Genomic DNA, 13,119 nt, shown 5'->3' with positions numbered 1-13,119 from the left:
GATCTCCGGGTCTATATGCGCGAGCAAGCCGCCAGACTGTCGCGCGGGCATGATCTGGTCAAGGCGATCAACTACATTCTCAAGCGTTGGGCGGCCTTCACGCTGTTTCTTGAGGACGGACGGGTTTGCCTCTCGAACAATGCCGCCGAGCGTGGCCTGCGCGGCATTGCTCTTGGAAGAAAATCGTGGCTGTTCTGCGGTTCGGATCGCGGGGGCGAGCGCGCAGCGGCGATGTACAGTCTCATTATCACCTGCAAGATGAACGGCGTCGATCCGCAGGCCTGGTTGGCCGATGTCCTCTCCCGCATCGCCGGCCACCCCGCACACCGGCTGGATGAGCTGGCGCCGTGGAACTGGAAGCCGCAGGTCCCGGCAAACGCCGCTCAAGCCGCCTGAGGCGATTGCGTGAAGCCGGTCAGCCCGTGCCTGCGTGGTACGGCGGATGAATACTCCGAATCTGGCGCCCGGCGGCGATAACGCGCGCATGCTGCTATCGGTTATCAAGTATTTGATTGGCGGGAATGCCACAGCGCCGCAATCTGCGGCGCGCGACCCAGCATGGGGGCGCGTGGCCCAGCCGAAAGGTCGGAAAAGCCCTCCGCTCAGGAGCCCGACGGCGACGCCGGCCAGCAAACACTATGCGGCGCAGCTGCGTAGTGATTTGCGGTTGCGGGCCTTAAGCAGTCAAACTCGGGGCAAGCTTCAGCTGCACCAGGTTTGCGGTATCGGGCCATCCCTACCTTAACCCCTTGACCTTGGCTGCAGAGCCTCTCCCTGAGGCGGTCTGAATGTGACCATTTAGAGGCAGGATAGGACTCGATCCTGCCGTGGGGTTGCGAAAAAAAGTAAAAATATGCGGTGGATACGCATGTTTTTCTTGAGCTGATTGCCGATCGTTGTGATTTACAGCGACGAGCTGTAATCGATTGTGGCTTATCCGGGCTCGGTGATATTCAATCGCAAAAGTGCTTCACTAGACGCTGAAATATGAGCAAATGCCCGGAAGGCGGCTCAGGAGGCCCCTGCCATAGAAATATATTTTGATAATAGTTCAGGCTGTGAGCCATGAAATCCATGACTTTTATTTTTTGGCTACTGTGAAGTTCATGCTTATTCAGCTATCAATGAAATATTTGGCGATACTTTAGCGGCCGAAAAAAAGCCGATTTTTGACTTTTAACACAAATTGATTTCTAGGGCGTGTTTTTCAGCTAATGGTTAAGGCCACGCTTGTGACCGAAAAACAGCCAATTTTTGACCTTTAACACAAAAAGAATTCTCGTGAGGGGGCTTCCATTGTGCCGGAAAAGGAAAAACCGCGCCTCGATTTCGGGGCGCGGCTTGGGGTGTTTTGCGGGACGCTGAGACGGTTAGCCGGTGTTGGCGGGAGCTTGGTGGACGGGGTAGAAGGTGTTGGCGCTGATCGCCATCATTGTCAATTCGCCGGGTTTGATCAGGGCCCTGAGGACCTCGCCGACGTCCGCCTCTTCGGCCTTAGTTTCGGCGTCGAGCTCGCCGATCGTGGCGCGGCCGCCGAGCTCGCCGATCGCCAGCCTGCCGGAGACGACCTCACGCGGTTAAGGGCGAGCAATTCTTTTTAAAATCGGGGGCTTGGAGATGAGCGCCGATATCGACGTCGTGTTCCCCAGCGCACTAATTCTCCGGCGTCGGTCGCGCCGCCGGCGCGACGTCAATCAATTGCAAAGGTCCGCACCTTGCCGTTCGGCCATCGACGGGTTCAGCGCCGGATCCAGCCCTTCGCTCTATTCCCGCTTTCCGCCGATCTCTGCCGTTGCCCGAGCCCGCCGACGCTCCACATTTAGTGCGTGTACGCGTTAACCGGATAGGCACGCTTTGATCTCCCGTCTTTGAGCCGTTCTCGAAAACCGCAGGCAAGGTATTAAAGAGGTTTCATTTTTTGCTACTCTAAACTTAAGAGATTAGATTCAATATCGGTGCAAAGCTCAAATCCGAAGACCGGTTAGGCCTTCGGATTTGTATTGCATTGGTTGCGAACCAAAACTTCAAGGCGCCATATCCGTTGGCGCGGGAAACGCATTGCTGAATTCGGATTCAGTCGCCTTCCACCACTCGGCGACCTTGCTGACGCAGGCCTTCGTAACGAAAATGTCGCGGCCGATTTTTGTCGCGAGCCATTGCGGGTCGCTGGTCATGACCTCGAGCACGGTCAAACCTGCGGCGATGAAGGGCGCCATCGCATTTCCGCGGAAAGCGGGAATTTTGATGTGCCTGGCCTGGGCCGACTCTTCCATCACGCCCGCCAATGCGCGAGCTTCGACCGTTCCGTCCGCGAAGTCGAAGTGGCCGTGCACCTCGTTGTGGATCACAACCAGGTGCAAACCCGGCGCAACGTCGCGGGTGCTTTTGAGCGTATCGGCGCATTGGAGCAGGGAATCAACGGAATTATCCGTCACGATGCAGGCGTAGCCAACGACGCCGAAGCTATTGAGGACCTCGTCGAACCCGGTTGAACGCAACAGGTCGGAACGAAAATTCGTCAGACCGGCGCCCCAGTCGCAAATGACGACGCCATTCGTTTTGCGGGCCTTATCGAGGACCTTCCAGATCGGCGCGAGAGTGGCGGCGACGCCGCCGGTCTGATCATTGGATTCGGCAAGATCCTCGGTAGCGATGAAAACCTCGTCAGTCTGAGGCGTCCACAGGCAACGTTTGCTTTCAATGCGCACCAAGTAAACCGAAACACCGGCCCACTTGAAGTGATCACGCGCACGGTTTGCCGAGGTCGATTTGCCTATTCCACCGCGAACACCGAGGTATTCCAGAAAGATAGCATGTTTCATTTTCAACATTGTTTTATTCCATTCTCAGTTTGATCAAGGACTCGCCTGCTTTGCAGGCGCGAGCGAAGTGCTGTGCTGGCGACAACGGCGGCGGGATGGGGAATTGGGCTTGCGCGGCATGCGGAGAGGCGGCGGCTATTCCCGCTTTAGTCGCAGCGTCTGACGAGTTGGGCGCCCCAATGCTCTTGATGGCGTCAGATAGCCGACGGCGGTCGTCGGCGCCGGCGCCCCCCGGTTCCGGCCGCGACTTGTCCAGCGCGGCCGCACCTTGTCGGAAGGCGCCGTGTCTTGTTTTGTCAAAGGCTGCCGTGGTTTGCCGTGCTTTGTCGTCTTCCGCCGCAACCTGACCGCCTGCGCCCTGATCGACGCGCTCAGCGCCTTGGCGCAGGGTTTCGCCCGGTTCGACGGCGAAACCACTCTGGCGGAATAGTGGACAGAAATGGACGGGACACGACAAAGGGTTCTGTCGTTCATCGTCGATAACCGGGTCCGTTTCGAAAACTGATCGCGCCACTGTCGACGACGAGACATCCGCAACTCGGCCGTTCAAGCGAGCGCTCGATCTGGAGCCTGTTTTTACGAGACCATTCGCCTTGGGGTGGTTGATCCCTGACGCCCCATTCGATTGACATTCGTCCGGATCGGCTCCCCTCCTTTGGGGAAGCTTCAACAGCCCAATGGTCTGCCGGGACCTGTTCAGACTTCTCGATACGGAATTGGTCTTCGGCTTTTGCCCGTTTTTACCGACCAGACCGAGTTCAAAGAGAATAGCGGCCAGATCCGCATGGGTAACGCCTCGCTCAAGGAGCTTATCGATAAGGTCGCCATATTCGTCGAAAATTTTCTGGGCGGAGATGCGCGGAAATGGCTCGGCAAGCCGACGACGGATGGGCTCGAGGGCGACCTGAAGCTCGGGCGGCAGTTTGGCGATCAGACTCGTCATTTCGGCGCCGCCCCATTGATTGAGAAAGGGGACCCGCCTGATCTAACCGGTGAAGCGGCAGCTTGACGATATCGACGTCGAACGCACTGATAGGCTTCGACGCACCGATATTCCCTGCCGATCAACACAAGCTGCGCCGGAATTAAAACATCTGGTTGTGATTCGCCGGCCTTCAAGAACTGGCCGTTTGCGACGACATCGGGAGTTTTTGCGCCGCCAGCGCAAATCCGAGGGTCGATCGGGCTGAGGCCGACAAAACACGTCACCTCTGATGTCGAAATCTCCCTTCCTGGCGGAGGGGATGATTCGAAAGCATCCGAAAAATGATTCCGACCCGCTCGTGCGGCCGCTGCGGCGATGGTCAAGCCGCCGAAATTTTCGCTGTCGGAATCGGTCCGCGCCATCTCGGCGTGAACGCGAACATAAAAGAAACAGCTGGCGGGACTTTGGCGGGACTCTATGTTCCCATGGGCGCGTTTGGAGCCCTTATGTTCCCTTTTCAAGGAAACCGAATCCGCTGAGGGGCGGAGATTTCTATCAGCAATTTCAATGAGATAAATGGTCGGAGTGGCGGGATTCGAACCCACGACCCCTAGTCCCCCAGACTAGTGCGCTAACCGGGCTGCGCTACACTCCGACTGCCCGCCTTATAGACAAGCCTTCAGGGACTGGCAACGGCGCGCGGCAAAAATCGACCGATTGTCCCAAATCCGAAACCCAGACCCTGCGTGCGAGCTTTGGCGTCTACCCTTCGCTGGAGGCCTTGTAGCAGGTCTCTATAATCGCGACGGGCCGCGATTATGGAAATCCTCGCATAAGCCCGGCGTCACGTTCGCTCCTAACCCGGACTCGGAATTCAGGATTTCAGGATCCGGGCATTATCGGCGCCGCGCCGCTTCGAGCAACCGGGCGCATTCGTCCAGATCGACAAGTATGGTTTCCAGGCGATGGAGATCCTGCGCCGACAGCGACGAACCCTGGAAAGCCGAATCTTCTGTCGCCCTCCCCGGCCCCCGAGCCGCTGCGGCCGCTATAATGGGCGCCTCCAGCGGCGTCAGCAGATCAGGCATTGTTTGAACCGACGGGGGAGGCGCCGCCGCCAATCCGGAATGACGCGGGGCCGCCGGCCCCGTATCCAGAAGCCCCTCCATCCTTGAACTGAAGGGCGCCGGCGGCACCAGATGAAGAGGCGTCACCGACCCCGATCCATGATGACCGCGTCCGCCATGCGACGCCGCCACGACGGCGCGGGCGCCCTGTTCGCGCAAAATGCGCTGCACGCCCTTGATCGTGTAGCCCTCGCTATGGAGCAGGACGCGAATCGCCGAGACCAGTTGGACGTCCTCGGGCCGGTAATAGCGCCGGCCGCCGGCGCGTTTGACGGGCCTGATCTGATTAAATTTGGTCTCCCAGAATCTCAGGACATGCTGCGGTAGGTCGAGTTCCTCAGCCACTTCCCCGATGGTGCGAAAAGCATCCTGCGTCTTGTCCATTGCACGATTCGTCTACTGGACGCCCCTTTGCGCGGCGATCCGCCGCAAGGGTTATTTTCGGGCAAAACAAGGACTTGTCCAGAAGTATCGGAGATTTTCGAACTCGAATCAGAAATCTATTGGCCGGACGGACCCGATTTGGACCCGACAGTGGCGGAAATTTCGGTCAGGAGCGACGCATTAAAACCTCACGCTTCTTCCCAGGATCCGTCGTTGACCCGCCCGCGTAAAATATGCGAAGCCTTGAAAATCAGCACTTTGCGCGGGCAGATGGTCGCCTCGACGCCAGTTTTCGGATTGCGGCCGACCCGCTCGCGCTTCGAACGCTGCAGAAACGTGCCAAAACTGGACAATTTCACATTCTCGCCGCGCAGCAGGGCTTCCCTGATCTCTTCGATCACCGATTCCACCAGATGAGCCGATTCGAGACGCGACAGTCCTATTCGACGAAAAACCGCTTCGGACAAATCCGACCGCGTTACGGTGCGGCTCCTGCCGGAAACTTCCACTTCCCCCTGAGGAAAAATGGGCTTCATTTTGCAAGATGTATAGGTATCGGAGTTCATGCCATTGTCCCTCGGAAACAACAATTCATCAAATTCCATTCGGCAAAGACGCGCCAACGCGAACCTAGTCCGTAGGATGAGATTATAACGCTCAAATCGGAAATTTCGACAGCGAATCCGTCGATTGCGGAAAGTACGGAGTAGCGGGCGGCAGCTTCCCGCCTCTGAAGGAAAGTGGACGCGTCCGACGCTTTTTGCAATGCGGCACGGCGGGAACGGAGCTTTAGCTTTTTGTTATTGTGCGTTTTCTTCACGCGAAAGGCGCCAGCTTTGCTTTTATATCCCGAGGGAAATCCAGCGGAGTCCCGTTCCCTGGGCCTGGCGGATCAAGTCTCTCTACCATCGAATTATTACGGCACCCCAAGTAAATCCCCCACCGATAGCCTCGATCATCACGAGGTCGCCGCGCTTGATGCGTCCGTCCGCACAAGCGACCGAAAGCGCCAGCGGAATCGAGGCTGCCGAGGTATTGCCGTGGAATTGCACGGTGGTGACGACTTTGCCGGGCGCGATGCCAAGCTTTTGCGCCGAGGCGTCGATGATTCGCCGGTTGGCCTGGTGGGGGACAAACCAGTCGAGATCGTCGGCGGTCGTTCCGGTCGCGGCGAAAGCCTCGCGCATCACATCGGTGACCTGGCCGACGGCGAATCGAAAGACTTCCTTGCCCTCCATGCGTAAATGGCCCGTAGTCTGTGTTGTCGAAGGCCCGCCATCGACATAGAGCTTGGCGCGGTGGCGGCCATCCGAACGCAATTGGCTGGTCAGCACCCCCCGGTCCGCTGCGGTTCCTTCCGCCGCCTGCGCTTCCTGCGCCTCCAGCACGATGGCGCCGGCGCCATCTCCAAACAGCACGCAGGTGGTGCGGTCGCGCCAGTCCAATATGCGTGAAAAGGTCTCGGCGCCGATGACGAGCGCCCGCTTGTGCGAACCGGAGGTCAAGAACTTGTCGGCCGTAGCCACGGCGAAGACAAAACCGGCGCAGACGGCCTGTACGTCGAAGGCGACGCCCTTGGTAATGCCCAGATCCGCCTGGATCATGGTCGCGGCGGACGGGAAAGTGTAATCGGGCGTCGACGTGGCGCAAATGATGAGGTCGATGTCCTCGGCCAGGCAATCGGCGGTGGCGAGCGCGGCGCGCGCCGCGGCCGCGCCGAGGGTCGAAGTGGTTTCGTCATCGCCCGCTATATAGCGCTGCTCAATGCCGGTGCGCTGGACGATCCATTCATCGGTGGTGTCGACCTCCCGCTCAAGCTCGCGATTGCTGACGCAACGCTTCGGCAAAGCGGAGCCGACGCCCTTCACGACCGAGCGCAGGCGCTTGTGTTCTTGCGTCACTTAATGCGTTCCTTGGCGTGTCCAGTCGCTTTCTTATGGCCTGGGCGTTTTTTCATCATTGTCTCATGCCGGGTCGGCTTTCCGCTCGACCTCTTCTTCTGCGTCGCCAGCGATTTCGAGCACGGCGGCGACGGGTTCGTTAGCGAGGCTCATCATGTTGCGGATTTTTTCGAGCAGGCCGCGGCGCACCATGCCATAGGCAATTTCGATGGCGCCGGAAAAGCCGTCGGCGTCGATTCCGCCATGGCCCTTGATGACAACGCCGTCGAGGCCGAGCAGCACCGCGCCCGAGATTTCGCGCGGCGACAATTTGGCCCTTAGGTCGGTGAAGGCCGAACGCGCGATGAGGGCGCCGAGTTTGGTCGCGAAATTCCTCGAAAGCGCCTGACGCAGATAGGCGGCGATCTGCTTGGCGGTGCCTTCGGCGGTCTTGAGCGCGATATTGCCGGTGAAACCCTCCGTCACCACCACATCGACGGTTCCGCGCCCGATATCGTCTCCCTCGACGAAGCCGCGATAGTCGAGTTGCGGCGCATCGATCGCCTGCAACAGCCGTGAGGCGGCCTTGACTTCCTCTATGCCCTTGACTTCCTCGACCCCGACGTTGAGCAGGCCGACGGTCGGGCGCTCCAGCCCGAACAGGCTGCTCGCCATGGCTGCGCCCATAATGGCGAGATCGACATAATGCTGGGCGTCCGCGCCGATGGTGGCGCCGACGTCGAGCACCACCGAACGCCCGCGCAGGGTCGGCCAGATCGCCGCCAGCGCCGGGCGGTCGATCTGCGACATGGTGCGCAGGCAGATCTTAGACATGGCCATCAGCGCGCCGGTATTGCCGGCGGACACCGCGCAATCGGCCATGTCGGAGCGCACCGCTTCGACAGTCATCCACATCGAGGAATGGCGGCGTCCCGAGCGAAGGGCCTGGCTCGGCTTGTCGGCCATGCCAACCGAGACTTCGGTATGACGAAAGGTCGTCGCGGCGGCGAGGCGCGGATGGGCCGCGAGCAGCGGCGAGACTTTAGCGCTGTCGCCGAACATCAGAAATCGGACTTCGGGGTGGCGCTGCAGGAACAAGTCCGCCCCGGGCACGACGACCGATGGACCGAAATCGCCGCCCATGGCGTCCAGCGCAATCCGCACAGGCTTTTCCATCCCCGCTTTGACTCCGATTCCGAAGGGCATCGAGAGACGCCCGTCTTTCGACGGTCTTGGGCGCCGCGCCCGCCCCCCGGCAGGCGCGCGACAATAGCTACTGCTCGCGCGTTGGCAAGCCCCCAAAACAAAAGCCGCATCGGCGCCGGCGCCGTTCAGTCCTTTTTGATTTTGGCGAGAGCGGCAAAGGGCGAAGGCTTTTCCGGCGCCGGGGCGGCGAGGATTTCGCCGAAGGATGCGCCGGGCTTGCGTGGATGGGGATCGAGGCCGAGCGCCAGAAATTCCGCCCCCAGCACGCCGAGATCGACCTTGCCGCCGACTATCGGGTCGGGAGGGTCCATCTGTCCGGCGAGCGCCGACGCCTTGTCCGCCGCCGCCTCTATTTCCGCTATCGCTTTGGCGTAGGCCGCTTTGGCCTCGGCCTGCGGCACGAATTCAATCTCGAACGGCTCGTCCACACTGGCCTCGAAAGGCTCGAGCGTGACGACGCATGTTTGCGTAACCAAAGCGGTCACCCGACCCTTTGCGCACAACCCATCGCGACCTCGACGGACCAACTCGGCCTCGACCACGAGATCGCGCAACGCCACCAATCCGTCCTGCCTGGCCAGAGCCGCGCATTCGCCCTCGGTAGCCCGATATTTGACGCGCACCCCCGACTCCGCCACGGAGGCGACGGCCACAGGGCGGGAAAAGGGCGCCACTTCGCCCGGAAACAGCGATTCGATCATGGCTTTCCCCCTGTTTTGGGTAGGGCGGCGTCCCGGAATTTTTCCAGGGCCCCGCCCCCGCTCACGGTTGCGGAAAAAAAACGTCGCCCTGCATGAGAACGTCGAGTGGCGTGTCGGCGAGACGTCTGCGCGCCGCGAGCGCATAAGCGGCCAAAGCGGCGCCGTCGCCGGCGCCCCCCAGAACATTTCGCGCGAGAGCGGCGGCCAACTCGGTCTCCCCCCGGTCGAAAGCCCGGGCATAGGCGGCGCCGCGCCCCATGAAGGCGCCGGCGAGCTTCTTCATCTTCTTCGGCACGCCGACATCTGAAATGCCGATTTCGCGCAAGGCGTCGTCGAAATGCGAAAAGATGGCGTTGGCCAGAGCCTGAGAGACTTCCGGACCGGGTTCGGGCGGCTGGTTGAGGCGTTCAAGCAGCAGTCCGGCGTTGAGGGTGAGAATTTCGAAACGGCCGACCAGAGTGTCGGGAACGCCATAGGGCTGCACGAAAAAAGCCGGCAGGCGCGATTGCGCCACGATCTTCTCGTGCAGACGCTCGACCAGGTCCCGGTGCGGGTTCTTGCGGAACAGACCAAAAATCATCTCATCCGATCCTGACCCCAGACTGAAGGCGTCAAACGCTCAATGCATGAACTACTCAGGGCCATAAATACTGAAGGCCTTGAACAACGAAAAACCTCAGCGGCGGAAGGGGCTCCGAACGGACTTCACGATCTTCCGAAAACATGGCGCTTTGACGAACAGGCGCGCGTCGGCCTTTTCCAACGCGGCTTTTGTCGCGGCCTTGCTTTTGCTTCAACTGGGGGTTAGGCATCTCGGCGGCGGGATGCAAGGATAATCTTGCCGGGAAAGCGGAGAATTGCACATGCTGGCGAATGCGAAATCGCATCCTGGAAGGAATGCCCGACGCCCGAGGGGCGGCGCAAGCGTTCTTGTCGTGATCGCGGCATTGGCGCTGGCCCCGATTTCGGGTTGCTCGATGTTCGACGATAATGTCGTGCATCGCGGCTATGTTTTCGACGAGCAGAACCTGTCGCAGGTGCGTGTCGGCTCCGCCGCCGAACAGGTGCTGATCGTGCTCGGCACCCCCTCCACCACCTCCACGGTGGGTGGCGACGCCTGGTATTACATCAGCCAGCGGGTCGAGCGCCCCGCGCCTTTCCTGCCGCAACATATTGCCGACCAGCATGTCTATGCAGTCTATTTCGACAAGAACAAGAAAGTTACGCGAATCGCCAATTACGGCCTGGAAGATGGCAAGGTCGTCGATTTCTCGTCGCGGGCCACGGTCACCGGCGGCGGCGAGAGTCGTATGTTGCAGCAATTGATGAAACAGGTAGGCAATTTCCAGTTCAAGTTCTGAGGGCGGAGGCGCCCGGGAATCGACGGCGATTCGGTTGGGCCGCTCCGGGCTCCGAAGATTTGGTTGTCCCGAAGTTTTTGCGAAAAGCCGGCGTCGCCTTTTTCCTGCGCCGCATAAAAAAAACCCCGCGGAGCGATCCGCGGGGTTTTTCGTCGAAAAGCAGATTGATCAAAAGCCGGGCTTTGCGAAAAACTCGGCCCCGATTTTCACAGGCCCTGATGCGCCAGAATGGCGAGCAGCAGAAGCGCGACGATATTGGTGATTTTGATCGCCGGATTGACCGCCGGGCCGGCGGTGTCCTTGTAGGGGTCGCCGACCGTGTCGCCGGTGACCGACGACTTATGCGCGTCGCCGCCCTTGTGGTGGACGATGCCGTCCTTGTCGACGAACCCGTCTTCGAAACTTTTCTTGGCGTTGTCCCAGGCGCCGCCGCCCGACGTCATCGAAATGGCAACGAACAGTCCGTTGACGATCACCCCGAGCAGCGAGGCCCCGAGCGCCGCGAAGGCCGAGGCCTTGCTGCCGGAAATCAGCAGCACGCCGAAATAGACGAACAGCGGCGCCAGCACCGGCAGCAGCGACGGAACGATCATTTCGCGGATCGCCGACTTGGTCAGCATATCGACGGCCCGGCCATAGTCGGGACGCTCGGTCCCGTCCATGATGCCGGGCTTATCCTTGAACTGACGGCGCACCTCCTCGACCACTGATCCGGCCGCGCGACCCACCGCCGTCATGGCGATGCCGCTGAACAGATAGGGGATCAGGCCGCCGAAGATCAGACCCGATACGACATAGGGGTTGGACAGGTCGAAATTGACCGTTCCGACATCCTTGAAGTAGGGCAGGCCCTGGTCGATAAACGCGCGCAGATCGTTGGTATAGGCGGCAAACAGAACTAGCGCGCCGAGGCCGGCGGAACCGATGGCATAGCCCTTGGTCACTGCCTTGGTGGTGTTGCCGACGGCGTCGAGCGCGTCGGTGGACTGGCGCACTTCCTTGGGCAGGCCCGCCATTTCGGCGATGCCGCCGGCATTGTCGGTGACGGGGCCGAAAGCGTCGAGCGCCACGATCATGCCGGCGAGACCCAGCATGGTCGTCACCGCGATGGCCGTGCCGAACAGGCCGGCGAGCTGATAGGTGGAAATGATGCCGGCGATGATCACCATGGCCGGCATCGCGGTCGATTCGAGCGAAATGGCGAGGCCCTGGATGACATTGGTGCCATGGCCGGTGACCGAAGCCTGGGCGATGGACACCACCGGACGCTTGCCGGTGCCGGTGTAATATTCGGTGATGTAGACGATCGCGCCGGTCACTGCGAGGCCGACGAGACCACACAGGAACAGATTGCCGCCGGTCACCGCCTGGCCGGCGACTTCGCCGATCGAGCCCCAGCCGATCAGGAATTGCGTGGCGATGGCGAGGCCGATGACCGACAGCCCGCCGGTGACGATCAGGCCCTTGTAGAGCGCCCCCATGATCGAATTATCGGCGCCGAGCTTGACGTAGCGCGCGCCGATGATCGAGGTGACGATGCAGGCGGCGCAGATCGCCAGCGGATAGAGCATGGCCGCCCTCAGGATTTCCGACTTGGCGAAGAAGATCGTCGCCAGAACCATGGTCGCCACCACCGTCACCGCATAGGTCTCGAACAGGTCGGCCGCCATGCCGGCGCAGTCGCCGACATTGTCGCCGACATTATCGGCGATGGTCGCCGGATTGCGCGGATCGTCCTCGGGAATGCCGGCCTCGACCTTGCCGACCAGATCGGCGCCGACATCCGCGCCCTTGGTGAAAATGCCGCCGCCGAGACGCGCGAAGATCGAAATCAGCGAGGCGCCGAACCCGAGCGCCACCAGCGAGTCCGCCACGACGCGATTATTCACGTCGAGGTTCAGCGGTCCGGTCAGGACCCAGAAATAGACCGCGACGCCCAGCAGCGCGAGGCCCGCGACCAGAAGGCCGGTGACGGCGCCCGCCTTGAAGGCGATGTCGAGGCCGTCCGCGAGCGACCTCGTCGCGGCCTGCGCGGTGCGCACATTGGCGCGGACCGAGACGTTCATGCCGATGAAGCCCGCGGCGCCGGACAGGAAGGCGCCGACCAGGAAGCCGACCGCCACGAGGCCGCCGAGAAGGAGATAGAGTCCGAAGAAAATGACCGCCCCGACCACGGCGATGGTGAGATATTGCCGTTTCAGATAGGCTTGGGCGCCTTCGGCGATCGCCTCCGAAATTTCCTGCATCCGCGCGTTGCCGGCGTCGGCGGCCAGAACCTCTTTGACGGTGACCACGCCGTAAACCACGGACAGCAGTCCGCCTAAAATGATGAAGAAGATAGCCATTATTCCCGTCCCTTTTATTCCGCGCCTTTTTTGCGGGCCAAGACAATTCCGTCACGCTGGTTGCAAGACGGCATTGCCCAAAAAATCAAACTCCAAGGCTGCGCGGCGCAAATCTTCCACAAAGCCATGCTTGCCGCAATGCGCGGCTTGTCGCAGCCCCTCGTTATAAAGTCGACGCCAGCCGCCTCACTTTTCGCCAAGTCCGGAAGCACTGGAGAATCTCCCGCCTAATACTACAGTTGCGTATTATCGCTGATTATGATTCTCTCCGATCTGTGGTTCGGGGAGGAAATCATGTCGATTGCGGAATGGTCAGGGTCGCTGTTGGCCTGGAAAGAGGAACTGGTGGCGCTCAAAACGCGCCTTGG

At 60.6% G+C, this 13,119-nt stretch carries 12 protein-coding genes and 1 tRNA gene; 3 read left to right on the top strand and 10 right to left on the bottom strand.

What is annotated here, in order from left to right; translation table 11 throughout:
* Together QZY01_RS13770 and QZY01_RS13765 are read left to right on the top strand one after the other, a co-directional pair.
* On the top strand, positions 1-396 hold a 396-nt coding region (locus QZY01_RS13770; RefSeq protein WP_294537951.1), incomplete at its 5' end, for a transposase.
* A gap of 902 nt (positions 397-1,298) precedes the next feature.
* On the top strand, positions 1,299-1,601 hold the full coding sequence (locus tag QZY01_RS13765) for a hypothetical protein (RefSeq protein WP_294537949.1): 303 nt from the start codon (positions 1,299-1,301) through the stop codon (positions 1,599-1,601).
* Between the two features lie 423 nt (positions 1,602-2,024).
* Here the strand turns inward: QZY01_RS13765 and QZY01_RS13760 are convergent, their stop codons facing one another.
* The 9 genes from QZY01_RS13760 to QZY01_RS13720 all read right to left on the bottom strand — a co-directional run bounded on the left by QZY01_RS13760 (position 2,025) and on the right by QZY01_RS13720 (position 9,625).
* The gene (locus QZY01_RS13760; protein WP_294537947.1) at positions 2,025-2,831 is read right to left on the bottom strand and encodes a hypothetical protein; all 807 of its coding nucleotides are present in this window, start codon (positions 2,829-2,831) and stop codon (positions 2,025-2,027) included.
* Between the two features lie 4 nt (positions 2,832-2,835).
* Positions 2,836-3,765 (bottom strand): hypothetical protein, encoded by a 930-nt coding sequence (locus QZY01_RS13755; protein WP_294537945.1) that lies wholly within the window; start codon positions 3,763-3,765, stop codon positions 2,836-2,838.
* Positions 3,766-4,324: 559 nt separating this feature from the next.
* Positions 4,325-4,402 (bottom strand) — tRNA-Pro (locus QZY01_RS13750).
* A 241-nt stretch (positions 4,403-4,643) separates the two neighbouring features.
* On the bottom strand, positions 4,644-5,258 hold the full coding sequence (locus tag QZY01_RS13745) for a MerR family transcriptional regulator (protein WP_294537944.1): 615 nt from the start codon (positions 5,256-5,258) through the stop codon (positions 4,644-4,646).
* A gap of 188 nt (positions 5,259-5,446) precedes the next feature.
* The gene (locus QZY01_RS13740) at positions 5,447-5,794 is read right to left on the bottom strand and encodes an integration host factor subunit alpha (protein ID WP_294537954.1); all 348 of its coding nucleotides are present in this window, start codon (positions 5,792-5,794) and stop codon (positions 5,447-5,449) included.
* Between the two features lie 366 nt (positions 5,795-6,160).
* Entirely contained in the window at positions 6,161-7,159 is a 999-nt protein-coding gene (locus QZY01_RS13735) for a beta-ketoacyl-ACP synthase III (RefSeq protein ID WP_294537942.1), read from the bottom strand.
* A gap of 63 nt (positions 7,160-7,222) precedes the next feature.
* Positions 7,223-8,314 carry a phosphate acyltransferase PlsX gene (gene plsX / locus QZY01_RS13730; RefSeq protein WP_294537940.1) on the bottom strand — a complete coding sequence of 364 codons (1,092 nt, stop codon included), beginning with the start codon at positions 8,312-8,314 and terminating at the stop codon, positions 7,223-7,225.
* A 155-nt stretch (positions 8,315-8,469) separates the two neighbouring features.
* The gene (locus QZY01_RS13725) at positions 8,470-9,045 is read right to left on the bottom strand and encodes a DUF177 domain-containing protein (protein ID WP_294537938.1); all 576 of its coding nucleotides are present in this window, start codon (positions 9,043-9,045) and stop codon (positions 8,470-8,472) included.
* A gap of 61 nt (positions 9,046-9,106) precedes the next feature.
* Complete coding sequence (locus QZY01_RS13720; RefSeq protein ID WP_294537936.1) at positions 9,107-9,625, bottom strand: ubiquinol-cytochrome C chaperone family protein; 519 nt, start codon at positions 9,623-9,625, stop codon at positions 9,107-9,109.
* 355 nt (positions 9,626-9,980) lie between these two features.
* Between QZY01_RS13720 and QZY01_RS13715 the strand changes: the two genes are divergently transcribed.
* A complete protein-coding gene (locus QZY01_RS13715) occupies positions 9,981-10,406 on the top strand; it encodes an outer membrane protein assembly factor BamE (protein ID WP_294537934.1) in 426 nt (141 codons plus the stop codon).
* Positions 10,407-10,612: 206 nt separating this feature from the next.
* On the opposite strand, the gene QZY01_RS13710 is transcribed toward QZY01_RS13715, so the two are convergent.
* Entirely contained in the window at positions 10,613-12,751 is a 2,139-nt protein-coding gene (locus QZY01_RS13710) for a sodium-translocating pyrophosphatase (RefSeq protein ID WP_294537932.1), read from the bottom strand.
* Positions 12,752-13,119 lie beyond the last annotated feature (368 nt).

It is taken from the genome of uncultured Rhodoblastus sp. (genome assembly GCF_903903185.1).
GTDB lineage: Bacteria > Pseudomonadota > Alphaproteobacteria > Rhizobiales > Beijerinckiaceae > Rhodoblastus.
Note: the sequence above shows the minus strand (reverse complement) of the source record. Positions and strands in the feature narration are given on the sequence as shown.

Excerpts from the sequence above, each read along its gene's own strand:
- QZY01_RS13760 (WP_294537947.1), bottom strand. The coding sequence starts at position 2,831 with ATGTTGAAAATGAAACATGCTATCTTTCTGGAATACCTCGGTGTTCGC.
- QZY01_RS13755 (WP_294537945.1), bottom strand. The coding sequence starts at position 3,765 with ATGACGAGTCTGATCGCCAAACTGCCGCCCGAGCTTCAGGTCGCCCTC.
- QZY01_RS13745 (WP_294537944.1), bottom strand. The coding sequence starts at position 5,258 with ATGGACAAGACGCAGGATGCTTTTCGCACCATCGGGGAAGTGGCTGAG.
- QZY01_RS13740 (WP_294537954.1), bottom strand. The coding sequence starts at position 5,794 with ATGAAGCCCATTTTTCCTCAGGGGGAAGTGGAAGTTTCCGGCAGGAGC.
- plsX (WP_294537940.1), bottom strand. The coding sequence starts at position 8,314 with ATGGAAAAGCCTGTGCGGATTGCGCTGGACGCCATGGGCGGCGATTTC.
- QZY01_RS13725 (WP_294537938.1), bottom strand. The coding sequence starts at position 9,045 with ATGATCGAATCGCTGTTTCCGGGCGAAGTGGCGCCCTTTTCCCGCCCT.
- QZY01_RS13720 (WP_294537936.1), bottom strand. The coding sequence starts at position 9,625 with ATGATTTTTGGTCTGTTCCGCAAGAACCCGCACCGGGACCTGGTCGAG.
- QZY01_RS13710 (WP_294537932.1), bottom strand. The coding sequence starts at position 12,751 with ATGGCTATCTTCTTCATCATTTTAGGCGGACTGCTGTCCGTGGTTTAC.